This window comes from Hydrogenophaga sp. 2FB (assembly GCF_005503365.1).
Taxonomy (GTDB): domain Bacteria; phylum Pseudomonadota; class Gammaproteobacteria; order Burkholderiales; family Burkholderiaceae_C; genus Hydrogenophaga.
In genome coordinates this window covers 65924-92178 of sequence record NZ_SCML01000013.1, presented here as the reverse complement: position 1 = coordinate 92178, position 26255 = coordinate 65924, and the positions used below count along the sequence as shown (strand labels likewise).

The window sequence follows — 26255 nt, the reverse complement described above, 5'->3', positions numbered from 1 at the left end:
ATGAAGGCCACGCGCATCCCCGTCTGGTTGATGACGGGTTATCTGGGCAGCGGCAAGACAACCTTGTTGCGCTCCTGGCTGCGCGACGCGGCGTTGCAGGACGCCGCGCTGATCGTCAACGAGATCGGTGAGGTGGGTCTGGACGACAAGTTGCTGGGGCAGGCGGTCGACAGCGCGTCGCTGATCTCAAACGCGTGCATCTGTTGCACCGGCTTGCCCGGGCTTCAGGATGCGCTGGCCGATCTCTGGTGGGACCGCCTGCACCGCCGCCGCGCCGCCTACGGCTCGGTGGTGATCGAAACCACCGGGCTGGCCGATCCCCGTTCCGTGATCGATGCCTTCGAAAGCGTGCCCCTGCTGCGCGAACGCTACCGGCTGGCGGGCGTGTTCACCGCGGTCAGCGCGGTGGCCGGTTTGGACCTGATCGAAGCGCACCCGGAGGCGGTGGCGCAGGTCAGCGCCGCGGACGCGCTCATCATCACCAAGTGCGACCGGGCCGACGGCGCCGCCGTGGAGCGCGCGCTGCGCGAACTCCATCCGCGCGCGGCGATCGCCCGGTCACAGAACGCCTCGCTGGACTGGCCCCGTGCGATGGCCATGGCGACGGCCCGCCCCTCGACCCCAACGCCGCCCTGGCGTTTGCACGTGCCATCGGACCACGGCACCTCAACCCAGTTCGTGCCACTGGACGCGCCCCTGACGCTTGAGGAGCTTCACGCGCAGACCAATGCCCTTCATGGCGACGCCTTGCTGCGGCTCAAAGGCGTGATCCGGCTGGACGACGGGGATTTGCGCGATGTGCAGTGGTCGGTGGGTGACCTCGACCTCGCTGTGGCACCGTTTGCAGGCAACGTCCCCAGGCTGGGATTGACCTGCATTCGGCAGCGCGAAGGCCACGCGGCTTCGGCCAAGACCTAAAGGCCCTGCTGCGACACAAGGCCCGGGCGCGCGGAATAACGCACCAGACTGTCCAGCGCCTCGATCTCGACACGCGCATTGCGCCGGCCGCCATAGACCTCGGCATGGAGCCACGCCAGTTCGGCGTCCAGACGTTCCTGGTCCGCCAGCGTGCAGAACCAGACCTTGCCCTCGCCGTCCCAGCGGTAGCCGCGGGCCTTGAGCAGATCCTTGGACTCGAACGGCGAGCCGATGGCGCGCAGCTTGAAGCTGGACTTCGCGGCCACCGACATCAACTGGCCCAGGCCCGTGGCCGCACCCTCACCGATCGGCCGCGCGAGCACCTGCAGCAAGGCGTGGCAATCCACCTGGGCGCGGTGGGCGTCGTAGAACCAGCCCTGGTTCTGCGCCAGCGCGCTCAACTTGGACGACTCCGCGCCTGCGGCCTTCCAGTCGATATCGGCAAAGGAGCAGGCCCAGGCCTTCGAAGCGAAACACGGAAAACGCGCCTCCACGAAGGGACGGTCGAAGCCGGCGTTGTGCGCCACGATCAGGTCGGCCTGGGCCACCAGGGCCTGCACCTGCGCATCGTCCAGCTTGTGTCCCTGGACCATGTCGTCGCTGATGCCCGTCACTTCCTTTGCGATCGCGGGAATGGGCATGCCGGGGTCTTCGAAGCCTTCGAACAGCGTGACCGGCCCGAACGGAAGACCCGTGCCCAGGTCCACGCTGACCAGCAACATCGCCAGCTCGATGATCTTGTCGGCCTGGTGTGACAGGCCCGTGGTTTCGGTGTCGAGCACCAGCACGCGCTGAAACCCGCCGTGGGTCTGCGCACCCTCCGCGGCGACGGGCGACGGCCCGAAGTCCGTGCGCGGCACCAGGCGGCGCAGGACACGGAAATCCGGGTCCGCTTCCAGGCGTTGCGCCATCTCCTCCAGGGTCAGGGACGTCTTGGGAGAAGCGGGCTGGGTGGATGGTGCGGGTGAAGGTGGTGGCGTGGCGGGCGCGTCAAACTCGAAACTGAACTGGTTCATCCGCGAAGCCTACCTCACGAACACCGTCACCAGCGGCTCATCGCCCACCTGCCGGCTGCGGTGGCCGTGCACGGCGGGGTCAAACGTGGCGCCATCGGGCAGCGTGTCGGCCGAGTAGAAGTGCTGGCCCGGCCCGAAAGCGCGCCAGCTGCCGTCCTGCAAGCCGATTTCCATGATGCCCCGCAGCACGAACAGCCATTGCGCATCGCCAGTGCAATGGAACTCGCTGCGAAAGCCCACCGGACTCTCGCGCAATTGACAGCCCTTGGCGGGCAACAACGGCGAGAGCCGTGCCGCGGGCGAGCCCTCGCTCAAGGGAATATCGGCCTCGCGAAAACGGGCGCGGCCGTCGGTATCGGTGTACAAAATCACTTGTCGGAATGTGCTCGTGCTCAAGGGGACCTCCGGATGCGGGCCGTTGTTTGTACCAGAGCAAGCGCCGTCTTTTCACGCACACTACGCCCCCATGAAAGTTTTACTCGCCGAAGACGACACCATGCTGGGCAAGGGCATGGTGCATGGCCTGCACCTGGCGGGCTTCACCGTGGACTGGACCCGCGATGGCCTGGAAACACAGGCCGCGCTGCGCGACCACCCGTACGAGGTGCTGCTGCTCGACATCGGCCTGCCTGGGCTCGACGGCCTGCAGCTATTGCAATGGCTGCGTGCGGAAAACCGCCCGGTCGCGGTGCTGGTGGTGTCGGCGCGCGACGCGGTGGGTGACCGGGTCGCCGGTCTGAACCTCGGCGCCGACGACTACCTCACCAAACCGTTCGATCTCGACGAGCTGGTGGCGCGTGTGCACGCCCTGGCCCGCCGCCAGAGCGGCCGCGCCGCACCGGAATTGAAACTCGGGCGCCTGGTGTTGCGCCCGCTGCGCCGCGAAGCCTTGCTGGACAACCAGCCCGTCGTGCTGGCCGCGCGCGAGTACGACCTGTTGCTCGCCCTCATGGAACAACCCGGCACGGTGCTTTCGCGCGAACAGCTGGAGAGCCGCCTGTACGGCTGGCAATCCGAGGTGGCCAGCAACACGGTGGAAGTGCACGTGCACCACCTGCGGCGCAAGCTGGGCAGCGCCTGGATCAAGAACGTGCGCGGCGTGGGCTACAAGCTGGTGGCAGCGGCCTGATGATCAATTCCATCCGCCGGCGCCTGCTGCTGTGGCAGATCGCCGCGCTGGTGATCACCTGCACCCTGGTGTGCGCGCTGACCTACCACATGGCCTGGCAGGCCTTCAACCGTGTGCGCGATTTCGGCATGGAGCAGATCGCGCACTCGGTCGTGCGCCACGGCGTGCGGCCGCACAGCTGGGCCGCCGAGGTTCCCCGGCACACAGAGCCTTTGGCCACGGCACGCCCCGCACCGAGCGCCGACGCGCCGCCGTGGGCCACGGACGACCTGGGCATGTTCATCAGCCAGATCTGGTCGCTCTCGGGTGAACGCCTGTACGCCTCGGTCGACAGCGGCGGACCGCCGCTGCAGACACCGGGGTTTCACGACGTCGAGTGGTCGGGTGAAACCTGGCGCGTATTCACGCTGAGGGACGACGAGGAACTGGTGCAGGTGGCCAAGACCTCCAGCGACCGCGCGAGCAGCTTTGCCGAGATGGCGCCGTGGCTGCTGGCCCCGGCGGCCCTGGTGGTGCTGGTGCTGAGCGTGCTGATCCACGCGGCCGTGACCCGCGCGCTGGCGCCGTTGACCGCGCTGGGCCGCGACATCCGCCAACGCGGCGCGAACGACCTGCAGCCCATCGCCACCGACGGCATGCCCGAAGAAATCCTGCCGCTGGGCCAGTCGCTCAACCAGTTGCTGGAGCGGGTGGACGATTTGCTCAAGCACCAGCGCCAGGTGCTGGCCGACGCGGCGCACGAACTCAACACGCCCCTGGCCGTCATCAGCCTGCAAGCCCAACTGGCGCGCCGCGTACCGGAAGAGCAGCGCGGTGCCGCGCTCGACGAGCTCGACCAGGGCATCGCCCGCAGCGCGCACCTGGTGGCGCAACTGCTGCAGATGGCGCGGCTGGACGCCGATGCGCACCGCCACCAGCCCGCCGCGGTGCGCTGCGACCGGCTCGCCGCCGACGTGGTGGCGGCCTTCTCGGCCCAGGCCGAAGCGCGCGACATCGACCTGGGTCTGGACACCTGCGACGCGGCCAGCGTGTGGGCCGATCCGCAGGACATGCGGGTGCTGCTGGACAACCTGGTGGACAACGCGTTGCGCCACACCCCGCGCGGCAGCCGGGTTGACGTTCGTGTCGAGCAGCACGCGGGGCGCGTGAGCCTGGTGGTCCATGACAACGGCCCCGGCATTGCCGAGGCCGATCGCCAGCGCGTGCTGCAGCGTTTCGTGCGCCTGAAACCACAGGACGAAGCCACGGGCAGCGGCCTGGGCCTGGCCATCGTGATGCGCATCGCGCAAAACAACGAGGGGCTGCTGACCTTGGCCAGCAGCCCCTCGGGGGGTCTCAGCGTGCGCGTCGAGTTCGACGCGCATGGGGGCAGCGTTTAGCCGCCGGTCTTGCGGTTCGATTCGACCAGCTCGGCGCGAACTTCTTCGCGCGTCTTGCCCTGGGCCATCACAGGCTGCGCATAGCGGTTGGGATACAGCTCGTTGTACTTCGCGCCGGTCGCGCCGTCGGCGATCATGTCACCGGTGCGAATGGCTTCGGCCAGTTCGGCCTTCACTTCGGCGCGGGTCTTGCCCACGGCAGGCGCGGCGGCCACGGTGGAAGCATCAGCAGCGCGAACAGCGGCGTACTGAGCGGGTGCAATCTGGTTGTAGCGTTGGCCGGTTGCGCCGTCGGCGATCAGGTCACCGTTGCGGATGGCGGCGTCACGCTCGGCCTTCACGTCGGCGCGGCTCTTGGATGCCACCACGGCTTGAGGCTGGGCGTACAGCTGGGGCGCGATTTCGTTGTAGCGCTGACCGGTCGCGCCGTCGGCGATCATGTCGCCGCTGCGGATGGCCTGGGCCAGTTCGGCGCGCACTTCGTCGCGGGTTTTGCCCACGGAAACATCGGCAGCCAGAGCGTGGCCGGCAACGAGGGAGGAGAGAGCGAGTGCAACAACAGACAGACGGGTTTTCATGACAGTTCCTTTTTGGAGGGTTGAACATGCCGGTCGGTCCGTTGTGCGGTCTGGCCGGCTTCGATGCCTCTGCGGAAGGTTTGCGTGCATCGATGGGGTGTACTGTAAAGTTTCTGAATAGGAATACAAATACCCATAAAGCCATCATCACATTGCCAAATCAGCAATAATCAAACTGTTTTTACTAGGGAAGACCCTATATAAGGAGCCTTTTTCATGGACCGTCTTGCCTCGATGCGCGCTTTCCAGAAAGTGATCGACGAAGGGGGATTTGCGGCCGCGGCGCGCGCGCTGGACATGTCACCCGCGGTGGTCACGCGGCTGGTGGCCGATCTGGAAGACCACCTGGGCACGCGCCTGCTGCACCGCACGACCCGCCGCGTTTCGCTCACCGACGCGGGCGAGAGTTACCTGGATCGGGTGCGCGTGATCCTGCAGGAACTCGATGAGGCCCATGCGCTGGTGAGCTCCAAAACCAGCGAGCTCGCGGGCGTGCTGCGCCTGCTGGCGCCGCCGGTGCTGGCCACGCACGTGCTCGCGCCCCTGGTCAGCGGCTTTCGGCAGAAGTACCCGAAGATCCTGCTCGACATCGACGTCGACTCGCCCCGCGAGCCGCCGATCGAGGACTATGACATCACGCTCATGGGCGCCCAGACCTCGTTCGACGCCAACGTGATCGCGCGCAAGGTGCTCTCCAGCGTCACCGTGCTGCTGGCATCGCCCACATACCTCAAGCGCCGGGGCACGCCTGCGCGGCCCGAAGACCTGGCGCAGCACGACTGCCTGCGCATCAAACCGGCGGCCGGGCGCAGCAACCGGTGGCGCCTGCTGCACGAGACCGACGAAGCGCGCGCCGTCGACATCGAGGTGCAACCTGTGCTGTGGGCCAACCACACCGACACGCTGCTGCACGCCGCGCTCGACGGCGCGGGCATCACCGCTACCACGATCGAACTGGCCGCGCCCTTCATCCAGAACGGCGACCTGGTGCGCGTGCTCAACCCGTGGATCACCGACCGCCTCACGATGTACGCCGCCCTGCCCAGCCGCAAATTCATGCCGCGGCGCACCGAGGTGTTCCTGGACTACCTGATCGAGCAGACCCGCGCGCGCGTGGAGAGCGCGCTCGCCACCTGCAGCACCTGCTGACGCACACAGTTACACAAAAGTCGGCGCAGCGTTGACCCCTTTCGGGGCCGCCATTCGTTTCAACAGGCTCCATCCACTTTTTCGGAGCCCGCATGAAACCCGTTCGCTTCTTTCGTTCCGCCCTGGCAGCCACCGCCGCGCTCGCTGCGCTGGCCGCGCTGCCCGCCCACGCCGTGGGCCGCCTCGCCGACCTCCAGGTCATCGACCGCGACAGCGGCGAGACGCTCACGGTCTACAGCCACCGCGGCGAACACTGGGTGGCCGGGCGACCCGGCGCGCGCTATGCGGTGTCGGTGCGCAACGCGACCGCCGGCCGTGTGCTGGGCGTGATCTCGGTCGATGGTGTGAACGTGATCTCCGGCGAGACCGCCGCCTGGCAGCAGACTGGCTACGTGCTCTCGCCATGGCAGCAACACGCCATCACGGGCTGGCGCAAGAGCGATGCCGAGGTGGCCGCCTTTCACTTCACCGCGTCGAGCGCGTCGTACGCCGAGCGCACCGGGCGCCCCGCGCACGTGGGCGTGATCGGCGTGGCCGTGTTCCGTGAGAAGCCCCTGCCACCGCCGCCTCCGGCCGTGACGCCGTGGCCTTCGCTGCGCGAGGAAAGCCGATCGTCATCGCCTTCCAGCGCGGCGGACGCGAGCGCCGAAGCGCAAGCCGGCAACAGCGAAGCGCCACGCGAGCGCGCCGAGTCGCTGGCCGCGCGCCGCATGGCACCGGCCGCGCCCATGCCGGCGCCGCGCCTGGGCACCGGGCACGGCGCGCGCGAGAACGCACCCATCACCCACACCACGTTCGAGCGGCGCAGCGAGCGGCCCGACGAACTCATCCGCATCCGCTACGACAGCCGCGAGAACCTCATCGCGATGGGCATCATTCCGACGCAAGCGGTGCCGCCACGGCCAAACCCGTTTCCTGGGGCGGTGCAGCCCGGGTACGCGCCCGACCCGTCCTGAACGAACCCAACATAATCTCCGGCATGACCGATGAGGCCGTGCCGACCGACGAGATGCTGATGCAGGCCTTTGCGGCCGGCGACGCGCACGCCTTCGAAACCCTGTACGACCGCCACGCCCTCTCCGTGTGGCGCTTCGTGCAGCGCAGCGTGCACAACCCCGCGCTGGCCGACGATCTGGTGCAGGACGTGTGGTTTTCCCTCGTGCGACAAGCCCCGAACTACGAACCGCGTGCGCGCTTTCGCACCTGGCTCTTCACCCTCGCCCACCACCGAATGGTGGACCACTGGCGCACGCACAAGAACCACACCAGCCTGGACGCCGACACCGAAGACGGCGCGGCGCTGGCCGACACACTCGCCGCCGATTCGGGCTTTGGCCCGGTGCGGCAACTGCAATCGCGCGAACAGGCACAGGCGCTGCTCGACGCGCTCGCGGCCCTGCCCTTGCCGCAGCGCGAAGCCTTCCTGTTGCAAGCGGAAGCCGGCCTCAGCCTGGCCGAGATCGCGCAGACCACCGGCGTGAGCGCCGAGACCGTCAAGAGCCGTCTGCGCTACGCGCGCGAACGCCTGCGCCACACCCTGGAGGCCTTCGCATGAAGCCCGACGACCCGCTGCTCAAACGCTACGAAGAAGCCAATGCGCTGGACACCTCAAGACCCGACCCGGCCTTGCGCGACAAGGTGTTGGCGCACGCACGCGCCGCCGCCGAAGCCCGGCGCGCGCCCGGCGCTGGGCGACCGCGCGCGGCGAACGACAGCGCCTGGCGTTGGCGCGCGCTCGGTGGCCTCGCGGTGCTCGGCCTGGCCACGCTGGTGGTCTTGCAGTTCGACCGTGGCACGACCGATGAACGCGAGACCGCGCTCAGCCCCAAGCCCATGGCACCGCAACGCGAAGCCGCACCCGCATCGGAATCAGCACCAGCACCAACACCAGCACCAGCACCAGCACCAACGCAACCGCAAACGCCCGAGCCCGGCGCAACCACCGGCCTGCGCGAAGCGCCACCGCCCGCGCAGCCACCCACAGCAGTGCCCCGCACCGCACCACCAGCGCCACCCGCGTACACGCCCGACCCCAATCCCGCACCACCCCCCGCTGCAGCGCCTGTGCCCACGTCACCGGAGGAGTCCCCTCCACGCCCGGCGCCCGCACCGCAAGAGCAGGCCACCCGCTCGGCCGAGTCGGCGCCCGACGCCGCCCTGCCGCGCGCGCGGGGTCTGGCACGCGAGGAAGCGCCGGCCGCCCTGTCGTCGCCGCGCCGCGCAACCCCACCTGCGATGGCCCCGCCACCCAACACCGCCTTGCTGGCAGCAGCCGCGCGCGGCGCGCTGGCCGAGGTGCGTGCCGCGCTCGCGCAAGGCGCCGACGTGAACACCACCGACGCCCAGCGCCGCACCGCCCTCATGCTCGCCGCGCAACGCGGCGACGCCACCCTCGTGCGCCTGCTGCTCGATGCCGGCGCGGACCCGCAACGCACCGACGCCAACGGCCAGCGCGCCGCCGACATCGCGCAACAGGCCGGCCACGACCAGCTGCTGCCGCTGCTCGAGAACCGCGGCCCTCGCTGATGCCCGCACCGAAGCCCATCGTTAGGATGTCCCCATGAACACCAACGCCCCTTCCTCCCCCGTGCATTTCGGCCACCAGGGCCGTGTCGTCATCGTCACCGGTGGCGCGCAAGGCATCGGCGAAGCCTGCGCCCGCCGCTTCGCGCGCGAAGAAGCCAAGGTCGTGATCGCCGATGTGGCCGACATCGCGGGCCGCGCCCTGGCGCGCGAGATCGGCGCGTCGTATGTGCATTGCGACGTCGGCGACAAGCTCGACGTCGACGAGGTGGTCGAGAGAACCGTGGGCGCGCACGGCCGCATCGACGTGCTGGTCAACAACGCCGGCATCTTCAAGGCCGCCGACTTCCTCGACATCACCGAAGACGACTTCGACGCGGTGCTGCGCGTCAACCTCAAAGGCGCGTTCCTCATGGGCCAGGCGGTGGCGCGCGCCATGGCGCAGGCCGGCAGCGGCAACATCGTCAACATGAGTTCGGTCAACGGCGTGCTCGCCATTCCCAACATCGCCAGCTACAACGTGAGCAAGGGCGGCATCAACCAGCTCACGCGCGTGATGGCCTTGTCCCTGGCCGACAAGGGCATCCGCGTGAACGCGGTGGCGCCGGGCACCATCGCCACCGAACTCGCGGCGCAAGCCGTGCTCACCAGCGACGAAGCGCGCCACAAGATCCTCAGCCGCACGCCCATGAAACGCCTGGGCGAGCCGGCCGAGATCGCCGACGTGGTGGCCTGGCTCGCGAGCGACGCGGCCAGCTACGTCACCGGCGAAATCGTCACCGTGGACGGCGGGCGCATGACGCTGAACTACACCGTGCCGGTCTGAAAAATACCGGGCCTCACGCGGCGGCGCGGGACCGCAACACCACCGCCTCGCGGATCGGCAGGTGGATCAACGCGGCGCCCACGGCCAGCACGATGTCGATGTACCAGACCCAGTCGTAGCTGCCCGTCGCCTCGAACACATAACCCCCGAGCCAGGCACCCAGGAAACCACCCACCTGGTGCGCGAGCATCACGATACCGAACAGCATCGCCATGTTGCCGGTGCCGAAGAACTTGGCCACCAGGCCCACCGTGGGCGGCACGGTGGAGAGGAAGGTCAGGCCCATCACGGCGGCGAAAACCAGCAACACCGCTTCGGTCTTGGGCGCGAGCAGGAACACCAGCACCGCCAACGCGCGCGAGGCGTACACCAGCGAGAGCAGCGACTTCATGCGCCAGCGCCCCACGGCCCAGCCCATGGCCAGGCTGCCCACGATGTTGAAGAGGCCGATGATGCCCAGCGCCCACGCACCCACCGGCGCCGGCAGGCCGCACGCGGCCACCACGCCGGGCAAGTGCGTGGCCAGGAAGGCAACGTGAAACCCGCAGACGAAAAAGCCCGCCGACAACAGCAAGTAGCTCGGGTTGCTCAGGGCCTTGCGAATCGCCTCGCGGGCGGGCAAGGCCACCGCGGCGGGCGCTGCCGCGCTGGCGGTGGCCGCGGGCCCGGGGCCGCGCAACACCCAGGCGGCGGGCAAGGCCAGCAGCACGATCAGGCCCAGCGCCTGCATCGCACCCGCCCAGCCCAGACCCAGCGTGAGCGCGGCCGCCACGGGCGCCATGACGAACTGGCCGAACGAACCGCCCGCGTTCACGATGCCGGTCGCCATGCCGCGGCGTTCCGCGGGCATCAGGCGCGCGGTGGCGGCCATCAGCACCGAAGGCCCGGCCATGCCCGCACCACCGGCCGAGAGCACGCCGATGGCGATGATCAAGCCCCACGTCGTGGTCATGAGCGGCGTGATGTAGGTGCCCAAGGCCACCAGCATCAAGCCCACGAGCAACACGCGGCCCGCGCCGATGCGGTCGGCGATCGCGCCCGCGAACGGTTGCGTGAGCCCCCACCAGAGCTGGCCGAAGGCGAACGCCAGGCTGATGCTGCCCACCCCGAGCCCGGTGGCGGTGTTCAGCGGCGAGAGAAAGAAACCCATGGTCTGGCGCGTGCCCATGCTCAGCGCAAAGGTGCCGGCCGCGGCCAGCAGCACGATCCACCACACATAGGGCACACGGCCTGGCTTGTCAGTATTCATGGAGGTCCTCCTCGTGGAATGCGGCCAGACCCTGGTCCAGCAGCCCGTGCAGCGCAACCACCGTGGCCACGCCCAGCTTGTCGTTCAACGCCACCTGCGCGGCTTTCCAGCGGCGCTGCGCCTGGCGGCGCATCTCCAGCCCGGCGTCGGTGATCGACACCAGGCGGCTGCGCGCGTCCACACCCTCGCCCATCACCAGCCAACCGGCGGCGATCATGGGCTGCAGGTTGCGCGTGAGGGTGGAGGCGCCCATGTCCATGCGCCGCGCCAGTTCGCCGGGCGCCAGCGGACCGAGCCGGTCCACGTGCGTGAGCAGCGAATACTGCGTAATCTTCAAACCCATGCCCGCCAGGTGCTGGTCGTAGTGCTGCGTCACGCGGCGCGTGAGCTGGCGCAGTTTGAAGTTCGTGCAACCCACCGGAGTGGCGGGTGACGCATGGGTGTCAGTGGGCATCGAAAGATTGTATCTACAATAATTGCACCTGCAAGAAAAAAAGGAGTTCGCATGACCGTCGAAGAGATCCAGGCCCAATGGAACGCGCAATACGAAGCCGTGGTGGCGCGCATGAACGCCGGCGCTGGCGCGGGCCTGGCCAACCCGGCCGACATCGTCGGGATGACCGGCATGCAACAGATGCAGGCCATGCTGGACGGCAAGCTGCCCTACCCGCACATCGCCGACACGATGGACTTCTCGCTGGTGGAAATCGGCGAAGGCCGCGCCATCTTCCAGGGCCAGCCGCAGCTCAAGCACTACAACCCGCTGGGCTCCGTGCACGGTGGCTGGTACGCCACGCTGCTGGACTCGGCCGTGGGTTGCGCGGTGCACACCGTCATGCCCGCGGGGCGCGCGTACACCACCGCCGAACTGAGCGTGAACATCGTGCGCGCCGCGTCCCACAAGAGCGGTCCGCTGCGCGCCATCGGCACCGTGGTGCACGCCGGGCGCCAGCTGGCCACCGCCGAGGGCCGCATCGTCGGGGCCGACGGCAAGCTCTACGCCCATGCCACAACAACCTGCCTGGTTTTTGAAGTGCCCTCAAAATAGCGCGCATGAGACTTCTACACACCATGCTGCGCGTGGGCAACCTCCAGCGCTCGATCGACTTCTACACCCAGGTGCTGGGCATGCAACTGCTGCGCACCTCGGAGAACCCCGAGTACAAATACTCGCTGGCCTTCGTGGGCTACGAGGGCAATCCGGCGCAGGCCGAGATCGAACTCACCTACAACTGGGGCACCGAGCGCTACGAACTCGGCACGGCCTATGGCCACATCGCCCTGGGCGTGCCCGATGCCTACGCCGCCTGCGAAAAGATCAAGGCCGCCGGCGGCAACGTGACGCGCGAAGCCGGCCCGGTGAAAGGCGGCACCACGGTGATCGCTTTCGTGACGGACCCGGATGGGTACAAGATTGAATTGATCCAGCGCGCGGAGTACCAGAGCGGACAGGGCCTGCGCTGACCACTTCCGCCTGACGACAGACAGACGAAAAAAATGCCCGGCAAGCCGGGCATTTTTGTGCGCGAAGGGAAAGACGCTCAGGGCGCGATCGTCACTTCCACGCGGCGCGCTTCGGCGTTGTTGCCACTGGCCAGGGTCTGCTCGGGCTTCTTCAGCTCCACCGCACTTTCGGCCACGCCCGCACCCACCAGCGCATCGCGCACGACGATGGCGCGTTGCTTGGCCAGTTCGGCGTTGGCGGCCGCGCTGCCCGTGGCGTCGTGGAAGCCCGAGAGCACCAGCTTCTTGCCGGCCTTGCCGGCGGCGATGACTTCGCTCAAGGCGTCCAACGCGCCCGAGGCCAGATCGGCCTTGCCGGAAGCGAAGTAGAACTTCACCACGCCGTTTTCCACCACCACGCTGGCGTCATCGCCCACCGGGGCGGCGGCAGCGGGTGCGGGCGCAGCGGCAGGCGCCACGGCCGCCGTGCTGGCGGCGCTGGGCGCGGAACCGCGCGACTTGTGGATGCCGATGCCCAGGACAGCACCCACCACCAACACGACCAAGCTGATCAGCACAAGGGCTACGACGCGGTATTCGGGTTCGTCATCCTGAGAGGACATAGGGAAAGACTCCGTGAAGAATAATGGGAAGAACTCGACGAAGATTGTAAATGGCCCACCGTGACACTTCGAGCGCGCGAGCGCGCCACGACCCTGCGCTGCGAAACGGCGCGCAGATGATGACCGACACCCTGGCCCACTGGCGTGCGCAGGGGCCACGCCCCGATCTCTGGGTGTTCGCCTACGCCTCGCTGGTCTGGCGGCCCGAGTTCGACGCCGTCGAGCAGCGCCCCGCCCGCGTGCGCGGCTACAACCGCTGTCTGAAGATGTGGAGCCGCGTCAACCGCGGCACCTATGAGTGCCCGGGCCTTGTCTTCGCCCTCATGCCCGGTGGCAGCTGCGCCGGCCTGGCCTTGCGCGTACCGCACGACCAGGTGGAGGCGCTCATGCCCGTGCTGTGGGCGCGCGAAATGCCCAACCCGGTGTACGACCCCCGATGGCTGCACTGCGACACACCACAAGGCCCGGTGCGCGCGCTCGCCTTCACGCTCTCGCGGCACAGCCCGAGCTACACCGGCACGCTGAGCGACGAGCGCTACCGCGAGATCTTTGCGCGTTCCTGCGGGCGCTACGGCACCACGCTGGACTACGCGCGCCAGACCTTCGAAGGCCTGCTGCACCACGGCATTCACGACCGCGCGCTGCAGAAGCTGCTGCTGCTCGCCGACGATCCCATGGTCAAGTCTGACCAAGTGCACTCTCCCGCCTACAACTGCGCATGAAATCGAGCGGTTGTGGGCGGGACAGCGCACTAGACCCACTCCTATACTGCCCGCATGAACATCGCCGACCTGCGCAAGAGTTACGAGAAAGCCGAACTGAGTGAAACGGCGTCGAACGCCGACCCCTTGAAACAGTTCGACCAATGGCTCAATGAAGCCATCCGTGGCGAGGTGCCCGAGCCCAATGCCATGACCCTCGCCACCGTGGGCTCGGACCTGCGCCCGAGCACGCGCATCGTGTTGATCAAGGGCTACGACGAGCGCGGCATCGTCTGGTACACCAACTACCAGAGCCGCAAGGGCCGCGAACTCGCCGGCAACCCGTTTGCCGCGCTGCAGTTCCACTGGGTCGAGCTCGAGCGCGTGGTACGCATCGAAGGCGTGGTGGAAAAGGTCAGCGATGAGGAAAGCGACGCGTACTTCCACAGCCGTCCACTGGACAGCCGCATTGGCGCCTGGGCCAGCCCGCAAAGCGAGGTGATCGAGAGCCGCACGGTGCTGGTGACCAATGCGGCGAAGTACGGCGCGCAGTTTCTGCTGAAGCCCCCGCGCCCGCCGCACTGGGGCGGCTACCGCCTCAAGCCCGACAACTGGCAGTTCTGGCAGGGCCGCAAGAGCCGGCTGCACGACCGGCTGCGCTACACCGCGCAGGCCGATGGCGCATGGCTGCGCGAGCGGCTTGCACCCTGACGTGTTTGAACCCCACCTGAGCGCCTGGGCCCTGACCATCGATGGCGAGGCCTTTGCCTCGTCGAGCGGCCATCTGCTGCCGGTGCGCTGGCAGGGTCAACCGGCGATGCTCAAGGTGACCGACGAGCCGGAGGAACTGGCGGGCAACCGGCTCATGGTCTGGTGGAACGGCGGTGGCGCGGCACCCGTGCTGGCGCACGGTGGAAACGCCTTGCTGCTGGCGCGCGCGCAAGGCCTCGACACGCTCACACAGATGGTCCACCAGGGCCGCGACGACGAGGCCACGCGCATTCTGTGCGCAACCGCTGCACAGCTGCACGCACCACGCCCCTCGCCGCGCCCTGCCCTGGTCCCGCTGGAGCCCTGGTTCAACGCGCTGTGGGCCGGGGCGCAGACGCACGGCGGTGTCCTTGAACACTGTGCCAGCACCGCCCGCACGTTGCTCGCGGCACCACGCGATACCATGGTGCTGCACGGCGATATTCACCATGGCAACGTGCTCGACTTCGGCCCTGCGGGATGGCTGGCCATCGACCCCAAGGGCCTGTATGGCGAGCGCGGATTCGACCACGCCAACCTCTTCTGCAACCCCGACCCGGAAAGCGCGCTCGCACCGGGCCGTTTTGAACGCCGCATCGAGATCGTCGCGCAGGTTGCTGGCATCGAGCGTCAACGCCTGCTGCAATGGGTGCTCGCATGGGCCGGTTTGTCCATGGTGTGGTCGGAGGAAGACCACGGCGTGCCCGGGCGCACGCTGGAGATCGCACAAAAGGCCGCAGCGGCGCTGGGCCTGGTCGACTGAACCTCGGCGTGGGTTCAGCGGGTGGTCGAGATCGGCGCGCTCCGATCCAGCTTTTCGATGCGCTGGTCCGACACGGCGCGCAGTTGCGCCGCGCTCACGCGCTCGGGCGCGATCTCGGCCAGTGGTACGAGCGCAAAAGCCCGTTCCTGCATGCGCGGATGCGGCACGGTCAGGCGCGGTGAATCGATACGGCCATCGCCGTACAGCAGCAGATCCAGGTCGAGCGTGCGCGGCGCGTTGCGGTACGGCCGCTCGCGCCCAGCCGTCTGCTCGATGGCCTGCAACGCGTCGAGCAAGGCGGGCGCGGTGAGCGTGGTGCTCACTTCGGCCACGGCGTTGAGGTAGTCGGGTCCGCTGGAATCGATCGGCGCCGTGCGGTACAGGCTGGACGCACGCACCAGGCGCACGCCAGCCGTGGCATTCAGCGCGGCGAGCGCGTCACGCAGTGCCTGCGCGGCATCGCCCAGATTGGCGCCCAGAGCGACAAAGGCCGTGACCTCGGCGCGCGACGTGGGCATCAGAAAACCCTGCGTGCGTCAGTCGGCCGTCTCGCCGCCGCCCTCGCCACCTGGGGCACGGCTGGCGTCACCGGGCTTGCGGCGGCGACGGCGGCGCTTCTTGGCTGGCGCCGCGGCCTCGCCCTGTGGCGCGTCTTCGTTGGTTTCGTCGGCCTCGCCATCCTCGTCCGTGGCACGGAAGCGGGGATCAACCTCGGGGGCCTCCTGAGCCGCAGGGTGCTCCGGGTCCGTGCGCTTGACGCGCCGGGCCTTGCCCGCGCCCGGCTTGGCCAGGTTCTCGCGGCGTTGCGCGTCGACCATGTCTTCGCGCATCGCGTCGCTGGCGGTGCTGAAGGTTTCCCACCAGTGGACGAGCTCCTCTTCCACTTCGCCCACCTGTCCGCGCAGGCGCAGGAAGTCGAAACCGGCGCGGAAACGCGGCTGGTCGGCCAGGCTGAAGGGCGAGGTGCCCACGCGCTTGTCAAAGCGTGGCTGCATCATCCAGATCTCGCGCATGTCCGCACCCAGCTTGCCGCGGCCCGACACGTCGCCAATGCGCGCCTCGAAGGCGTCGTCCACGGCGTCCTGCAACGCCGCGAACGGCGGCGGCGGGCGCTGGCCGGGGCGCGGCGTGAGGCGCTGGTTCCAGCCCTTGCGCACGTCGGCCCAGAGCACACAGGCCAGCAGGAAGCTGGGCGCCACGGGTTTGCTTTCGCTCACGCGGCGGTCGGTGTCTTGCAGCGCCAGCTTCACGAACTCGTCGTCGGCGCGCTGCACCACCACGTCGAGCAGCGGGTAGATGCCGGTGCCCAGGCCCACGGCCTTGAGCTGCGCCACGCTGGCCAGCGCGTGACCGGTCTGCAGCAGCTTGAGCATTTCGTCGAACAGACGGCTTTGCGGCACGTCGGCCAGCAGCGTGTGCGACGAGGCCAGCGGCGCCAGTGTCTTGGCATCGAAGGTGAAGCCCAGGCCGCTGAGTTTGGCGGCGAAACGCACGGCGCGGATGATGCGCACCGGGTCTTCGCGGTAGCGCGTGGCGGCGTCGCCAATCATGCGCAGCGTGCGCTTCTTGGCGTCGCGGATGCCGTGGTGGAAGTCGACCACGGTCTGCGTTTCCGGGTCGTAGTACATCGCGTTGATGCTGAAGTCGCGCCGCGCGGCATCCTGCTCGATCGGCCCCCAGACGTTGTCGCGCAGCACGCGACCGCTGGCGTCCACCGCGTGCTTCATGCCCGCGAGTTCGCCCTTGCTGGTGCGCTCGTTGCCGGCCACCTGTTCGGCGGCGGCGTTGTCGAGGTAGGCGCGGAAGGTCGACACTTCGATGACTTCGTGCTCGCGCCCACGGCCGTAGACCACGTGCACGATGCGAAAGCGCCGGCCGATGATGAAGGCGCGGCGGAACAGGCTTTTGACCTGCTCGGGCGTGGCGCTGGTGGCGACGTCGAAGTCCTTCGGGCGCAGGCCCAGCAGCAGGTCGCGCACCGCGCCGCCGACCAGGTAGGCCTCGAAACCGCCCTGTTTGAGCGTGTGCACCACGTCCAGCGCGCGCTGGTCCACCAGGCTGCGGTCGATGCCGTGCACGCTGACCGGCACGTCTTCACGTTTGCCGAACGGGTTGGCGCGGCGGCCGGAGGTGGCGCTGGGCTTGCCCAACAGCCGATCGATGAGTTTTTTTATCATTCGAATAGGTTCAATGTGCGCCAGCCCCGTTCGAGGGCGATGGCGCTGAGCCGGGCATCCGGGTTGGTGGCCACGGGCTCGTGCACGCGTTCCAGCAGGGACAGGTCGTTGATGGAGTCGCTGTAGAAGGTGCTGTGCGTCACGCGCGACCAGTCCAGCCCGCGTGCAGCCAGCCATTGTTCCACACGGGCGATCTTGCCCTCGCGGAAGGACGGCGTGCCGTGGATTTCCCCCGTGGGCTCGCCCCGGGCGTCGCGCTCGAGCTCGATCGCGATCAGCTGGTCGACCCCAAACGCGCGCGCGATCGGGCGGGTGACGAACTCGTTGGTGGCGGTGACGATCACCACCGTGTCTCCGGCGCTCTGGTGGCGGCGCAGCAGCGCGCGCGCGGGCTCGCCGATCACCGGCGCGATGACCTCCTCCATGAACTGCTCATGCGCCTTGTTCGCGGCCACGACGCCATGTTCGCGCACCGCCTCGATGGCGAAGCGCACATAGCGGTGGATGTCGAGCGTGCCGGCCTTGTAGTCGGCGTAGAAACCGTCGTTGGCCTCGGAGAAATGGCGGGCATCGCGCCAGCCCAGCTTCACGGTGAATTCGCCCCAGGCGTGGTCGGAATCGAGCGGGATCAGGGTGTGGTCCAGGTCGAAAAGGGCCAATTTCATTCGTTTTCCAGCATCGATTTGATCAAGGGGATGGTGATGGCGCGCTGCGTGCGCAGGGCGTAGGCGTCGAGCTGGTCGAGCAGCAGCATGAGGCTGGAGAGGTCGCGCGAGAAGCGGCGCAGCATGAAGTCCATGACCTCGTCGCTCAGGAACACCCCACGCTCGTCGGCGGCGCGGCGCAGCACGGCGCGGCGCTCGGTTTCGCTCAGCGCCTGCAGCTGGAACACATGGCCCCAGCCCAAGCGGGTGCGCAGGTCTTCGCGCAGGCGCAGGTCGGACGGTGGGCAGTTGGCCGCCGCCAGCACCCAGCGCGCCGGGCCATGGGCCGGGCTTTGCGCGTTGACGAACCAGTTGAAGGCGGTCGCCTGCTGGGCCGCGGTGTAGAGGTGGCAGTTGTCCAGCAGCACGACGTTCCATTGATCGTCGAACTCCGGCGGGTCGAAGGTGCTGGCGTCGAGCCAGCCCACGCGGCCGCCCTGCTCGCGCAAGGATTCGCGCACCGCGCGCAGCAAATGCGTTTTGCCGCTGCCGCTCTCGCCCCAGATGAAGGTGGGCACGGGCGAGCGCAGGGGGTTGTGGGTCCAGAGGCTGACATGCTCGATCGCGGCCTCGTTGCCGGCGACGACGAAGTTGGCCAGGGTGGGCACGGGTGCGAAGCCAATGTCCAGCGCCAGCTGTTTCATGGGGGACGATCCGGTGCTCATCGCGCTGCCGCGGTCTCTGCCCGCAGCGAGGCGCAGATCTGGTGGGACGTCAGGGACATGTGGGTAGAGCTCGGCAGGTGAACAGGGTCGCAGGGGCGAACCCTTAAAATCTGGGCCAAATTCTATCGGGCTGCCTCAGGGTACCCGAAAGCATCACCCTCCCAGCCTCCCGCCTATCGACCGCCCCGCTTCGCGACCGGGCCGCCCCTCACATGACCACCCCTTCCACTCCCCTTTCGTACAAAGACGCCGGCGTTGACATCGACGCGGGCGACGCACTGGTTGAACGCATCAAGCCGCTGGCCAAAAAGACCATGCGCGAGGGCGTGCTGGCCGGCATTGGCGGCTTTGGCGCGCTGTTCGAAGTGCCCAAACGCTACAAGGAGCCGGTGCTGGTCTCGGGCACCGACGGCGTGGGCACCAAGCTCAAGCTGGCCTTCGAATGGAACATCCACGACACCGTGGGCATCGACCTGGTGGGCATGAGCGTGAACGACGTGCTGGTGCAAGGCGCCGAGCCGCTGTTCTTCCTGGACTATTTCGCCTGCGGCAAACTCGACGTGGACACGGCCGCGGCCGTGGTCGGCGGCATCGCCAAAGGCTGCGAACTCAGCGGTTGTGCGCTGATCGGCGGCGAAACCGCCGAAATGCCGGGCATGTACCCGGCGGGCGAGTACGACCTGGCGGGCTTTTGCGTCGGCGCGGTCGAAAAGTCGAAGATTCTCAATGGCCAGAACGTGACGCCCGGCGACGTGGTGCTGGGCCTGGCCTCGCACGGCGTGCATTCCAACGGTTTCTCGCTGGTGCGCAAGTGCCTGGAGCGCGCGGGCGAGAACCTGCCCGCCACGCTGGACGGCCAGCCGTTCCGGCAGGCCATCATGAAGCCCACCCGCCTCTACGTGAAGAACGTGCTGGCCGCGCTGGCCGCCCACCCGATCAAGGCGCTGGCCCACATCACCGGTGGCGGCTTGCTGGAAAACATCCCGCGCGTGCTGCCCGAAGGCACGGCCGCCCACCTGGTGAAGGGCAGCTGGCCGCAGACCGAGCTGTTCGCCTGGCTGCAGAAAACCGCCGGCATCGACGACATCGAGATGAACCGCACCTTCAACAACGGCATCGGCATGGTGGTGGTGATCGCCGCCGACCAGGCCGCCGCCTGCGCCGCCACCCTGCGTGGCCTGGGCGAGACGGTGTACGAGATCGGCCAGATCGCGCCGCGCGGCGACGGCTCGGCGGTGGTCGTCGCCTGAAACGGCCGTCGGCTCAGCGTTTGAGCTGGGCCAGCACGCGCTGCTTGACCTGATTGAACGCCGCGTCCGTGCGCAAGCGCGGGCGTGGCAGGTCTACCCCGATCACGCTCTGCAGCCGCCCCGGCCGGGGCTCCATCACCGCCACGCGGTCCCCGAGGAACACGGCCTCGTCCACGTCGTGGGTGACGATCACCACTGTCACGCGGCGTTCGCGCCAGATGCGCAGCAACTCCTCCTGCATGTGGGCACGCGTGATCGAATCCAGCGCGCCGAACGGTTCGTCCATCAGCAGGATGTCGGGCCGCGACACCAGCGCCCGCGCGATCGCAGCGCGTTGGGCCATGCCGCCCGAGAGCTGGTGCGGGTAGGCCTGGGCAAAACCGGTCAGGCCCACGAGTTCCAGTTGCTCCTGGATGCGCGCCTGGCGCTCATGCCGGCCCAGGGCCAGGCTGTCCAGTCCCAGGGCGATGTTGTCCGTCACGCTGAGCCAGGGAAACAGGCGGTGGTCCTGGAACACCAGGCTGCGCTCCACGCCCGGCCCGGCCACCGGGTGGCCTTCGATCAGGATCTCACCATCGAAGCGGTGATCCAGCCCCGCGATCAGGCGCAGCAGTGTGGACTTGCCGCAGCCGGACGCGCCCACGATGCCGATGAACTCGCCGCGCGTTATGTCCAGGCCAATGCGCTGCAGCACCGGCAGGTCCTGCCCGTCGATGCGGTAGGTCTTGCCCACGTTGCGCAGGCTCAGCGACGCGGGGGGCGCTTCCAGGGTGGGGGTGCTCATGAAGGGGTTCTCCAGGGGATGAGGCGCAGGAACAGAAGATGCGAGATGCGGCCCAGCCCATGGCCCACGACAGCCATCACCAGCACACCGATCAGCACCAGGTCCATGCGGAACACGTCGCGCGCGGTGGCCAGGAAGGCGCCGATGCCGCGACCGGAGCCGATGGCGTACTCCGACCCCACGGTGCCGATCCACGCGGTCAGCAGCGCCAGTTCGATGCCGGTCAGCACCGACGGCAGGATCGCGGGCAGCACGAGCCGGCGCAGCCGCAGCCAGGCACCGAGCCTCACGATGGAAGCCACCTCGCGGTAGGCCGGCGGAATGGCGCGCACGCCCTGCTCGGTGTTGAGGAACACCGGGAAGAAGGTGGCGATGGCGATGAAGACGATCTTGGCCGCGTCGCCGTTGCCGAACCACGCGGTGAGCAGCGGAATCCAGGCGAACAGCGCGACCTGGCGCAGCCCGTGCAGGCTGGGCGCCACCGCCAGTTGCGCGGGGCGCGAGAGGCCGACCGCCACACCGGCCGCAATGCCCAAGGTGGCGCCGATCAGAAAGCCCCCGGCCACGCGCGCCAGGCTGATCAGCAGTGCGACCCAGATCTGGCGGCCTTGTTCGTCGAAGAACGGCGCCGCCAGCACCTCGTGCAACGGCACCAGCAGCGGGTGTGTGAGCACGCCCGCGTCCACCAGCAGCAGCCACAGCGCGCCGATGGCCAGCGGCAACCAGGCGCCCGGCGGGATCTTCTTCGGGCGGGCGAAAGACAGCAACTCAGCCATGGTGGGGCAGCCAGCGGCTCAGGGATTTTTCGAGTTGCCGCAGCAGGAGATCAAGCGCGAAGCCCGCCACGCCCACCACGACGATGCCGACGATCACGATGTCGAGCTGGAACAGCTTGCGCCCCCAGACCATCATGTAGCCCATGCCCTCGGTGGCCGCGAGCATCTCCACCACGATCAGCGAGATGAAGGCGTGGCTCAGGCCCAGGCGAAAACCGCTGAACACGACGGGCAGGCTCGCTGGCAGCGTCAGGCGGGTCAGCCGCGTCCAGCGCGAGAGGCGCAGCACGCGCGCCGCCTCGATGTACGCCACCGGAATGCCGCGGATGCCGCGCGAGGTGTTGAGCACCACCGGCACCATCACCGCCTTGGCGATCACGATGACCTTGAGCGCTTCGTCGATGCCGAAGATGAGGATGAGGATCGGGATCCAGCCCAGCGTGGGCACCGCGAACACCGCGCGCAGCGTGGGTTCGACATAGCTGCGCGCACGCGCCGAAACCCCGAGCCAGATGCCCAGCGCGAGCCCCAGCGGCACGCCGATAGCCAGCCCCGAGGCGATGCGCTGCAGGCTGATCAGCAAGCCGTCGAGCAATTCACCGCTGCGCGCCAACTCCACGAAGGTGTCGAATACCAGCGCGGGCGCGGGCAGGATCTGCGGCGGCACCCAGCCCTGCACAGCGGACCATTGCCACAGCAGCACGACCGCCAGCGGCACGGACAGCGCCAACAGCACGCGCCGCAGCGCAGCGGGCACCACCGTGCTCCACGGCCATGCAGGGGCGCTGGCCACCGGGGCGGTGGCGGTATGTTCGAGTGCGGCCATATTGCGCTGCCTGCCGCGTCAGGGGCGCGCCACGATGGCGGCGCGGGGGGCCCAATGGGTCTGCAAACCCTGCGCGCGCAGCGCGGTCTCGACATACTGCGGCGCAGCCCAGCGCGCCACGTCGATGTCGTTGCGGATCAGCTTGTTGTCCTTGGTGAAGTCGATCGCATCGTCGTACTGGCTGAGCAGGAAGGCGTCCACGCGCGGGTTGAACACCTCCTTGAGCGAGACGCCGTCGTACTCGTCCTTGATCGACTGCGGCGACACGCCCGACAAGGCCCAGAGGCGGTAAGCCTCTTCGCGGTTGCTCTCCTGGCCCACCCAGTGCGCCGCCTTCACCAACGCGTTGGCGATGCGCTGCGTGGCGTCCGGGTACTGTTTCTCGAAGGTCTCTGTGACGAGGATGCCGCCGAAGCCCGAGGCGCGCGCGCCCAGTTCCTTGGACGAATAGAACACCTTGGCCACGCCCTTGTCGCGCAAGGTCAGCAGCGTGCTGGAGCCCAGCACCGCGTCGACGCTGCCGGCGCTCAAGGCCGCGAGCTGGTCGGCGGACTTGAGGTCGACGAGCTGGATGTCGCGCAGTGACAGGCCGTTGTCCTGCAAGGCCTTGAGCAAGGCCCAGTGCAGCACGGTGCCCTTGGTCACCGCGACCTTCTTGCCCTTGAGGTCCTTGAAGGATTTCACCTCCAGATCCTGGCGCGCCAGGCCGAACACAGTGGTGTAGCCGTACGAGGACAGGATGCGCGTGGGCAGGCCACCCGCTTTACCGATGATGTTGGGCAGCGAGCCGTACTGCGCGACATCGAGCTTGTTGTTCGCGATCGCCTCGTTGATCGCCGGGCCCGTCCCGGTGAAGTACTCGAAGCTCAGCTTGACCGGTGTGCCCTTGAACTCGTCGGCGATGAAGTTCTTGCCCTGCGCGATGGCGAGCAGCGCCACGCCGTGCGGCTTGCCAAAGCCCTGGCCGAAACCGCCGAAGCGGATGGTGTCGGGCTGGGTCTGCGCGTGCGCGCCGAAGATCGTGGTGGCGGCCAGCACGAAGGCGGCCAGAGGTTTGAAGAATGAAGTCATATCGCGTCCAAAAAAATAGGGCAAGTGGGAGCAGCGCCATCCAGAAACACCGAGGAACCGGCTTTGCCGGGCCTCAGGTGTTGCCCCCTCGAGGGGGTCGCGCGAAGCGCGGCGGGGGTGACACCTAATGAGCGCGCCTCAACAATTCAAAACTGGCGTCCAGCGCGGCGGTGGGGCTGCGGTTCTTGCCCCAGCCCACGGCGCGGCGGTAGCTGCCCATCCATTGCTGGGCTTCGCTGCCCTGCTCTTCCACGGCGACCGCGTGGTCGGCCACGGGCGCCACGTAGAGCGCATCGGTCGGGCAGTACAGCTCGCACATGAAGCAGGTCTGGCAGTCCTCCTGGCGCGCGATGCGGGGGATGCCGCCTTCGACGATGTCGAACACCTGCGTGGGGCAGGCGCTGACGCAGATGTTGCAGCCGGTGCAGCGCTCGGGGCTGACGATTTCGATCATGCGGCGATCCTTTCAAGGTCCACGTTGGTTGAGGAGCGCACGGCCTGCTGGCGCACCCAGACTTCGTCCAGGCCGCCACTCACCAGGCGGTGACGCTGCCCGAGGTCCAGGCCGGCGTGGTCCTGCCGGCGCGCCATGCCGCGCGTTTCGGTGCGTTGCAGCGCGCTGCGGTACATCCAGCGCGAGGTGGCGAGCATGGCCACGGCTTCGCGGGCGCGCACCGCCTTGTCTTTGTGCGGGGCGCTGCTGTGGCGCACGCGCGTCCACAGCGCATCGAGCCGCTGCAAGGAGTCTTCGAGCAGGTCCGCGCGGCGCGTCCAGTTGCGTTCGTACGGAAACACCTCGGCCTGCACGGCACGCACGAGTTCGTCGGCGTCCCAGGCCGGTGTGCCACCGTCCTGGATGCCGGCCGTGCCCGCGCGCCGCAGCGAGCGCTGGGCCCAGCTGCGCGTGCCGCGGCCGAAGTCCGCCGCGCCCGCGCCCGCCCAGAAGCCGGACGACAAGGCCCAGGCCGCGTTGTGGCTGCCACCGCCGGTGAACGCGCCACAGATCAGCTCGCGCGTGGCGGCATCGCCCGCGGCGTACAGGCCGGGCACGGTGGTGGCGCAGTCATCGCCCACCACGTGCAGGCCACCGGTGCCGCGCACCGTGCCTTCCAGGCGCAGGGCGACCGGGAAATGCTGGGTGAACGGGTCGATGCCCTGGCGATCGAACGACACGAAGAAGTTCGGTTGCGCATGGCGCATCCAGCCCCGGATCGCGGCGTCGGCCTTGTCCAGGCAGGCGTACACCGGCTGCGTCTGCAGCGTCTTCGCGATCACGCTGCGCCCGCGCGACGAGCCCGCGCCTTCGATCGGCACGCCCTCGCGGTCGTAGAACGTGGCCCAGTTGTAGAACAGCGATTTCGTGACGGAAGAAAACGAAGGCCCCAGGCCGTAAGCGTTGGAGAACTCCATGCCGGAGAGTTCGGCACCCACCTCGGCGCCCAGCAGATAGCCGTCGCCCGTGAGCACGTTGCAGCCCAGCGCGCGGCTGAGGAACGCGCAGCCGCCGGTGGCGATCACCACCGCGCCGGCGCGCACCACCCAGGTTTCGCCGGTGGTGCGCGTGATGCCGGCGGCCCCGGCCACGCGACCGCTCTCATCCGTCAGCAGCTCCAGCGCGGGGCTGTGGTCGAGGATGCGCGCGCCCGCTTCCTTCACCTTCTTGCGCATGAGGCGCATGTACTCCGGCCCTTGCAGGGAGGTGCGCTGCAGTTGCCCGTCGGCATCGATCGGAAACGGGTAGCCCCACTCGGTCAGGCGCTCGGTGTTGATCCAGGTCTGCTCCAGCACGCGGTCCATCCACGCGTGTTCGGCGAGTTCGCCGCCCATGGCGTAGCGGCTGGCCTTGGCGTGCTCGCGGGCGTCCTTGTCGCGCGGCACGTGCCACAAGCCGGTGCCCGATGGCGCGGTGGCGCCCGAGGTGCCGCAAAAGCCCTTGTCGACCAGGGTCACGTTCGCGCCGCGCGCCGCGGCGGCCACGGCGGCCCAGGCGCCTGCGGGGCCGCCACCGATCACCAGCACGTCGGTGTCGATCCGCAGTTGCCCGGCGCTGCCGCTGAGTTGCGATGAAATCGGGTCTGTTTGCGCCATCGTCTGCTCTCCAATGCATGTCAATGGAGGCAGTCTAGGAACGCATCAGGTCATCGCCAACGACCGATTTCGAGGTTCCATATGCGAAAAATCGCGGACGCGATCGGGAGGCCTTCCTAGATCAGGACTTCCGAAGGCAACACATGCACACCGGGCGTGGCCGTGAGCGCCGCCTGCAGCAGGTGGTGCGCGATGCGCTCGGCCGGCACCACGCGGTAGCGCCGGGGCAGCAAAGGCTGCACCAGTTTCGACACACCCACCGCGAGTTGCTCCATCGGCCGGCTTTGCTGCCGCCGCCCGCCGATGAGCCCAGGGCGCACCAGCGTGAGCGAGGGGTAGCCCACGGCCTGCAGGTCGCGCTCGGTCTCGCCTTTGGTGCGCGAATAGAACACGCGCGAACGCGCATCCGCACCCAATGCCGAGTTGAAGGCATAGGCCCGCGCGCCATGGCGCCGCGCGAGGTAGGCCACCTCCAGCGGGTGGTCGTGGTCGACCTTGTAGAACGCCGTCTGCGAGCCCGCCGCGCGGATCGTGGTGCCGAGAGTGCAGATCACGGCGTCCACCGCCCACCAGTCGGCATCCTCGGGCAGGCGCCAGAAATCCACCACCGGGTTGAGCAGCTTGGGGTGGGGTGCCAGGGGTTTGCGGGTCGGCGCGACCACGCGGGCCACGGCGGCATCGTCCAGGGCTTTCTGCAGCACGTGGCTGCCCACCAGTCCGGTGGCGCCCACCAGCATCAGTTGTTTCATCAAAAAATTCCGTCGATCGATAGAGAGCGCGCCGTGAAAACGGCGCCGGCCGGGCATGGTCGGTGCGCTGCACAGCGAGGTCAAACGGAATTACATGGCGTCACATCCCCTGTGGGCC

31 protein-coding genes are annotated in these 26255 nt (G+C 68.4%); 14 read left to right on the top strand and 17 right to left on the bottom strand.

Annotated elements, in window-relative coordinates:
* Positions 1-918, top strand: coding sequence for a CobW family GTP-binding protein (locus tag FFS09_RS10210; protein WP_137918760.1), 918 nt, complete (start codon positions 1-3; stop codon positions 916-918).
* On the opposite strand, the gene FFS09_RS10205 is transcribed toward FFS09_RS10210, so the two are convergent.
* Together FFS09_RS10205 and FFS09_RS10200 are read right to left on the bottom strand one after the other, a co-directional pair.
* On the bottom strand, positions 915-1934 hold the full coding sequence (locus FFS09_RS10205) for a 3'-5' exonuclease (RefSeq protein ID WP_137918759.1): 1020 nt from the start codon (positions 1932-1934) through the stop codon (positions 915-917). The two genes, FFS09_RS10210 and FFS09_RS10205, sit on opposite strands and share 4 nt — an antisense overlap.
* A gap of 9 nt (positions 1935-1943) precedes the next feature.
* Positions 1944-2300, bottom strand: coding sequence for a cupin domain-containing protein (locus tag FFS09_RS10200; protein WP_252374317.1), 357 nt, complete (start codon positions 2298-2300; stop codon positions 1944-1946).
* Between the two features lie 100 nt (positions 2301-2400).
* Here FFS09_RS10200 and FFS09_RS10195 point away from each other — a divergent pair, with 100 nt between their 5' ends.
* Both FFS09_RS10195 and FFS09_RS10190 read left to right on the top strand, forming a co-directional pair.
* Entirely contained in the window at positions 2401-3063 is a 663-nt protein-coding gene (locus tag FFS09_RS10195; protein WP_137918757.1) for a response regulator transcription factor, read from the top strand.
* Positions 3063-4442: a sensor histidine kinase gene (locus tag FFS09_RS10190; RefSeq protein ID WP_137918756.1), complete on the top strand. Its 1380-nt coding sequence runs from the start codon at positions 3063-3065 to the stop codon at positions 4440-4442. Before FFS09_RS10195 ends, FFS09_RS10190 begins: the two co-directional genes overlap by 1 nt.
* On the opposite strand, the gene FFS09_RS10185 is transcribed toward FFS09_RS10190, so the two are convergent.
* Positions 4439-5020 carry a DUF4148 domain-containing protein gene (locus tag FFS09_RS10185; RefSeq protein ID WP_171019958.1) on the bottom strand — a complete coding sequence of 194 codons (582 nt, stop codon included), beginning with the start codon at positions 5018-5020 and terminating at the stop codon, positions 4439-4441. The two genes, FFS09_RS10190 and FFS09_RS10185, sit on opposite strands and share 4 nt — an antisense overlap.
* 216 nt (positions 5021-5236) lie before the next feature.
* Between FFS09_RS10185 and FFS09_RS10180 the strand changes: the two genes are divergently transcribed.
* The 5 genes from FFS09_RS10180 (at position 5237) to FFS09_RS10155 (ending at position 9518) form a co-directional block, all read left to right on the top strand.
* Positions 5237-6169 carry a LysR family transcriptional regulator gene (locus FFS09_RS10180; protein WP_137918754.1) on the top strand — a complete coding sequence of 311 codons (933 nt, stop codon included), beginning with the start codon at positions 5237-5239 and terminating at the stop codon, positions 6167-6169.
* A gap of 92 nt (positions 6170-6261) precedes the next feature.
* Positions 6262-7125, top strand: a complete 864-nt coding sequence (locus tag FFS09_RS10175; protein WP_137918753.1) for a hypothetical protein — start codon at positions 6262-6264, stop codon at positions 7123-7125.
* A 23-nt stretch (positions 7126-7148) separates the two neighbouring features.
* Positions 7149-7724: an RNA polymerase sigma factor gene (locus FFS09_RS10170; RefSeq protein WP_137918752.1), complete on the top strand. Its 576-nt coding sequence runs from the start codon at positions 7149-7151 to the stop codon at positions 7722-7724.
* Positions 7721-8695 carry an ankyrin repeat domain-containing protein gene (locus tag FFS09_RS30610; protein WP_171019957.1) on the top strand — a complete coding sequence of 325 codons (975 nt, stop codon included), beginning with the start codon at positions 7721-7723 and terminating at the stop codon, positions 8693-8695. Before FFS09_RS10170 ends, FFS09_RS30610 begins: the two co-directional genes overlap by 4 nt.
* Before the next feature lie 34 nt (positions 8696-8729).
* Positions 8730-9518, top strand: a complete 789-nt coding sequence (locus tag FFS09_RS10155) for an SDR family NAD(P)-dependent oxidoreductase (RefSeq protein ID WP_137918749.1) — start codon at positions 8730-8732, stop codon at positions 9516-9518.
* A 13-nt stretch (positions 9519-9531) separates the two neighbouring features.
* Here FFS09_RS10155 and FFS09_RS10150 read toward each other — a convergent pair whose 3' ends face one another.
* Together FFS09_RS10150 and FFS09_RS10145 are read right to left on the bottom strand one after the other, a co-directional pair.
* The gene (locus tag FFS09_RS10150; protein WP_137918748.1) at positions 9532-10767 is read right to left on the bottom strand and encodes an MFS transporter; all 1236 of its coding nucleotides are present in this window, start codon (positions 10765-10767) and stop codon (positions 9532-9534) included.
* Complete coding sequence (locus FFS09_RS10145) at positions 10757-11221, bottom strand: MarR family winged helix-turn-helix transcriptional regulator (protein ID WP_137918747.1); 465 nt, start codon at positions 11219-11221, stop codon at positions 10757-10759. Before FFS09_RS10145 ends, FFS09_RS10150 begins: the two co-directional genes overlap by 11 nt.
* 51 nt (positions 11222-11272) lie before the next feature.
* On the opposite strand from FFS09_RS10145, the gene FFS09_RS10140 reads away from it, so the two are divergent.
* Entirely contained in the window at positions 11273-11815 is a 543-nt protein-coding gene (locus tag FFS09_RS10140) for a PaaI family thioesterase (protein WP_137918746.1), read from the top strand.
* 5 nt (positions 11816-11820) lie between these two features.
* Positions 11821-12231, top strand: a complete 411-nt coding sequence (gene gloA, locus FFS09_RS10135) for a lactoylglutathione lyase (protein ID WP_137918745.1) — start codon at positions 11821-11823, stop codon at positions 12229-12231.
* A 77-nt stretch (positions 12232-12308) separates the two neighbouring features.
* Here gloA and FFS09_RS10130 read toward each other — a convergent pair whose 3' ends face one another.
* Positions 12309-12833, bottom strand: coding sequence for an OmpA family protein (locus tag FFS09_RS10130; protein WP_137918744.1), 525 nt, complete (start codon positions 12831-12833; stop codon positions 12309-12311).
* Positions 12834-12883: 50 nt separating this feature from the next.
* Here FFS09_RS10130 and FFS09_RS10125 point away from each other — a divergent pair, with 50 nt between their 5' ends.
* Genes FFS09_RS10125 through FFS09_RS10115 form a run of 3 tightly spaced genes read left to right on the top strand, consistent with a single transcriptional unit; the run spans position 12884 to position 15047 of the window.
* Positions 12884-13555, top strand: a complete 672-nt coding sequence (locus FFS09_RS10125) for a gamma-glutamylcyclotransferase (protein ID WP_137918743.1) — start codon at positions 12884-12886, stop codon at positions 13553-13555.
* A 54-nt stretch (positions 13556-13609) separates the two neighbouring features.
* Positions 13610-14245: a pyridoxamine 5'-phosphate oxidase gene (gene pdxH / locus FFS09_RS10120; protein ID WP_137918742.1), complete on the top strand. Its 636-nt coding sequence runs from the start codon at positions 13610-13612 to the stop codon at positions 14243-14245.
* A gap of 1 nt (position 14246) precedes the next feature.
* Positions 14247-15047, top strand: coding sequence for an aminoglycoside phosphotransferase family protein (locus FFS09_RS10115; RefSeq protein WP_252374316.1), 801 nt, complete (start codon positions 14247-14249; stop codon positions 15045-15047).
* 14 nt (positions 15048-15061) lie between these two features.
* Here FFS09_RS10115 and folK read toward each other — a convergent pair whose 3' ends face one another.
* From folK to hda, 4 genes are read right to left on the bottom strand one after another with little or no spacing between them, the layout of a single operon-like run.
* Complete coding sequence (gene folK, locus FFS09_RS10110) at positions 15062-15565, bottom strand: 2-amino-4-hydroxy-6-hydroxymethyldihydropteridine diphosphokinase (protein ID WP_137918740.1); 504 nt, start codon at positions 15563-15565, stop codon at positions 15062-15064.
* 18 nt (positions 15566-15583) lie between these two features.
* Positions 15584-17224, bottom strand: coding sequence for a polynucleotide adenylyltransferase PcnB (pcnB, locus tag FFS09_RS10105; RefSeq protein WP_137918739.1), 1641 nt, complete (start codon positions 17222-17224; stop codon positions 15584-15586).
* The gene (locus FFS09_RS10100) at positions 17221-17889 is read right to left on the bottom strand and encodes a histidinol-phosphatase (protein WP_137918738.1); all 669 of its coding nucleotides are present in this window, start codon (positions 17887-17889) and stop codon (positions 17221-17223) included. The genes pcnB and FFS09_RS10100 overlap by 4 nt, the downstream gene beginning before the upstream one ends.
* On the bottom strand, positions 17886-18572 hold the full coding sequence (gene hda / locus FFS09_RS10095; RefSeq protein WP_137918737.1) for a DnaA regulatory inactivator Hda: 687 nt from the start codon (positions 18570-18572) through the stop codon (positions 17886-17888). The genes FFS09_RS10100 and hda overlap by 4 nt, the downstream gene beginning before the upstream one ends.
* A 233-nt stretch (positions 18573-18805) precedes the next feature.
* On the opposite strand from hda, the gene purM reads away from it, so the two are divergent.
* Positions 18806-19843: a phosphoribosylformylglycinamidine cyclo-ligase gene (purM, locus tag FFS09_RS10090; RefSeq protein ID WP_137918736.1), complete on the top strand. Its 1038-nt coding sequence runs from the start codon at positions 18806-18808 to the stop codon at positions 19841-19843.
* A 13-nt stretch (positions 19844-19856) separates the two neighbouring features.
* Here the strand turns inward: purM and FFS09_RS10085 are convergent, their stop codons facing one another.
* The 7 genes from FFS09_RS10085 to FFS09_RS10055 form a co-directional block, all read right to left on the bottom strand.
* Positions 19857-20627, bottom strand: a complete 771-nt coding sequence (locus FFS09_RS10085) for an ABC transporter ATP-binding protein (protein ID WP_137918735.1) — start codon at positions 20625-20627, stop codon at positions 19857-19859.
* Complete coding sequence (locus FFS09_RS10080; RefSeq protein WP_137918734.1) at positions 20624-21403, bottom strand: ABC transporter permease; 780 nt, start codon at positions 21401-21403, stop codon at positions 20624-20626. The genes FFS09_RS10085 and FFS09_RS10080 overlap by 4 nt, the downstream gene beginning before the upstream one ends.
* The gene (locus FFS09_RS10075) at positions 21396-22229 is read right to left on the bottom strand and encodes an ABC transporter permease (protein ID WP_137918733.1); all 834 of its coding nucleotides are present in this window, start codon (positions 22227-22229) and stop codon (positions 21396-21398) included. Before FFS09_RS10075 ends, FFS09_RS10080 begins: the two co-directional genes overlap by 8 nt.
* Positions 22230-22247: 18 nt before the next feature.
* The gene (locus FFS09_RS10070) at positions 22248-23300 is read right to left on the bottom strand and encodes an ABC transporter substrate-binding protein (RefSeq protein WP_137918732.1); all 1053 of its coding nucleotides are present in this window, start codon (positions 23298-23300) and stop codon (positions 22248-22250) included.
* Positions 23301-23424: 124 nt separating this feature from the next.
* Positions 23425-23754 (bottom strand): 4Fe-4S dicluster domain-containing protein, encoded by a 330-nt coding sequence (locus tag FFS09_RS10065; protein ID WP_137918731.1) that lies wholly within the window; start codon positions 23752-23754, stop codon positions 23425-23427.
* Positions 23751-25388 carry an FAD-dependent oxidoreductase gene (locus FFS09_RS10060; RefSeq protein ID WP_137918730.1) on the bottom strand — a complete coding sequence of 546 codons (1638 nt, stop codon included), beginning with the start codon at positions 25386-25388 and terminating at the stop codon, positions 23751-23753. The genes FFS09_RS10065 and FFS09_RS10060 overlap by 4 nt, the downstream gene beginning before the upstream one ends.
* A gap of 116 nt (positions 25389-25504) precedes the next feature.
* Positions 25505-26137 carry a Rossmann-fold NAD(P)-binding domain-containing protein gene (locus FFS09_RS10055; protein ID WP_137918729.1) on the bottom strand — a complete coding sequence of 211 codons (633 nt, stop codon included), beginning with the start codon at positions 26135-26137 and terminating at the stop codon, positions 25505-25507.
* Positions 26138-26255 lie beyond the last annotated feature (118 nt).

Bases quoted from the DNA above. Each gene is read 5' to 3' on its own strand.
- FFS09_RS10210 (WP_137918760.1), top strand. From the start codon at position 1: ATGAAGGCCACGCGCATCCCCGTCTGGTTGATGACGGGTTATCTGGGC.
- FFS09_RS10205 (WP_137918759.1), bottom strand. From the start codon at position 1,934: ATGAACCAGTTCAGTTTCGAGTTTGACGCGCCCGCCACGCCACCACCT.
- FFS09_RS10195 (WP_137918757.1), top strand. From the start codon at position 2,401: ATGAAAGTTTTACTCGCCGAAGACGACACCATGCTGGGCAAGGGCATG.
- FFS09_RS10190 (WP_137918756.1), top strand. From the start codon at position 3,063: ATGATCAATTCCATCCGCCGGCGCCTGCTGCTGTGGCAGATCGCCGCG.
- FFS09_RS10185 (WP_171019958.1), bottom strand. From the start codon at position 5,020: ATGAAAACCCGTCTGTCTGTTGTTGCACTCGCTCTCTCCTCCCTCGTT.
- FFS09_RS10180 (WP_137918754.1), top strand. From the start codon at position 5,237: ATGGACCGTCTTGCCTCGATGCGCGCTTTCCAGAAAGTGATCGACGAA.
- FFS09_RS10175 (WP_137918753.1), top strand. From the start codon at position 6,262: ATGAAACCCGTTCGCTTCTTTCGTTCCGCCCTGGCAGCCACCGCCGCG.
- FFS09_RS10170 (WP_137918752.1), top strand. From the start codon at position 7,149: ATGACCGATGAGGCCGTGCCGACCGACGAGATGCTGATGCAGGCCTTT.
- FFS09_RS30610 (WP_171019957.1), top strand. From the start codon at position 7,721: ATGAAGCCCGACGACCCGCTGCTCAAACGCTACGAAGAAGCCAATGCG.
- FFS09_RS10155 (WP_137918749.1), top strand. From the start codon at position 8,730: ATGAACACCAACGCCCCTTCCTCCCCCGTGCATTTCGGCCACCAGGGC.
- FFS09_RS10150 (WP_137918748.1), bottom strand. From the start codon at position 10,767: ATGAATACTGACAAGCCAGGCCGTGTGCCCTATGTGTGGTGGATCGTG.
- FFS09_RS10145 (WP_137918747.1), bottom strand. From the start codon at position 11,221: ATGCCCACTGACACCCATGCGTCACCCGCCACTCCGGTGGGTTGCACG.
- FFS09_RS10140 (WP_137918746.1), top strand. From the start codon at position 11,273: ATGACCGTCGAAGAGATCCAGGCCCAATGGAACGCGCAATACGAAGCC.
- gloA (WP_137918745.1), top strand. From the start codon at position 11,821: ATGAGACTTCTACACACCATGCTGCGCGTGGGCAACCTCCAGCGCTCG.
- FFS09_RS10130 (WP_137918744.1), bottom strand. From the start codon at position 12,833: ATGTCCTCTCAGGATGACGAACCCGAATACCGCGTCGTAGCCCTTGTG.
- FFS09_RS10125 (WP_137918743.1), top strand. From the start codon at position 12,884: ATGGCCCACCGTGACACTTCGAGCGCGCGAGCGCGCCACGACCCTGCG.
- pdxH (WP_137918742.1), top strand. From the start codon at position 13,610: ATGAACATCGCCGACCTGCGCAAGAGTTACGAGAAAGCCGAACTGAGT.
- folK (WP_137918740.1), bottom strand. From the start codon at position 15,565: ATGCCCACGTCGCGCGCCGAGGTCACGGCCTTTGTCGCTCTGGGCGCC.
- pcnB (WP_137918739.1), bottom strand. From the start codon at position 17,224: ATGATAAAAAAACTCATCGATCGGCTGTTGGGCAAGCCCAGCGCCACC.
- FFS09_RS10100 (WP_137918738.1), bottom strand. From the start codon at position 17,889: ATGAAATTGGCCCTTTTCGACCTGGACCACACCCTGATCCCGCTCGAT.
- hda (WP_137918737.1), bottom strand. From the start codon at position 18,572: ATGAAACAGCTGGCGCTGGACATTGGCTTCGCACCCGTGCCCACCCTG.
- purM (WP_137918736.1), top strand. From the start codon at position 18,806: ATGACCACCCCTTCCACTCCCCTTTCGTACAAAGACGCCGGCGTTGAC.
- FFS09_RS10085 (WP_137918735.1), bottom strand. From the start codon at position 20,627: ATGAGCACCCCCACCCTGGAAGCGCCCCCCGCGTCGCTGAGCCTGCGC.
- FFS09_RS10080 (WP_137918734.1), bottom strand. From the start codon at position 21,403: ATGGCTGAGTTGCTGTCTTTCGCCCGCCCGAAGAAGATCCCGCCGGGC.
- FFS09_RS10075 (WP_137918733.1), bottom strand. From the start codon at position 22,229: ATGGCCGCACTCGAACATACCGCCACCGCCCCGGTGGCCAGCGCCCCT.
- FFS09_RS10070 (WP_137918732.1), bottom strand. From the start codon at position 23,300: ATGACTTCATTCTTCAAACCTCTGGCCGCCTTCGTGCTGGCCGCCACC.
- FFS09_RS10065 (WP_137918731.1), bottom strand. From the start codon at position 23,754: ATGATCGAAATCGTCAGCCCCGAGCGCTGCACCGGCTGCAACATCTGC.
- FFS09_RS10060 (WP_137918730.1), bottom strand. From the start codon at position 25,388: ATGGCGCAAACAGACCCGATTTCATCGCAACTCAGCGGCAGCGCCGGG.
- FFS09_RS10055 (WP_137918729.1), bottom strand. From the start codon at position 26,137: ATGAAACAACTGATGCTGGTGGGCGCCACCGGACTGGTGGGCAGCCAC.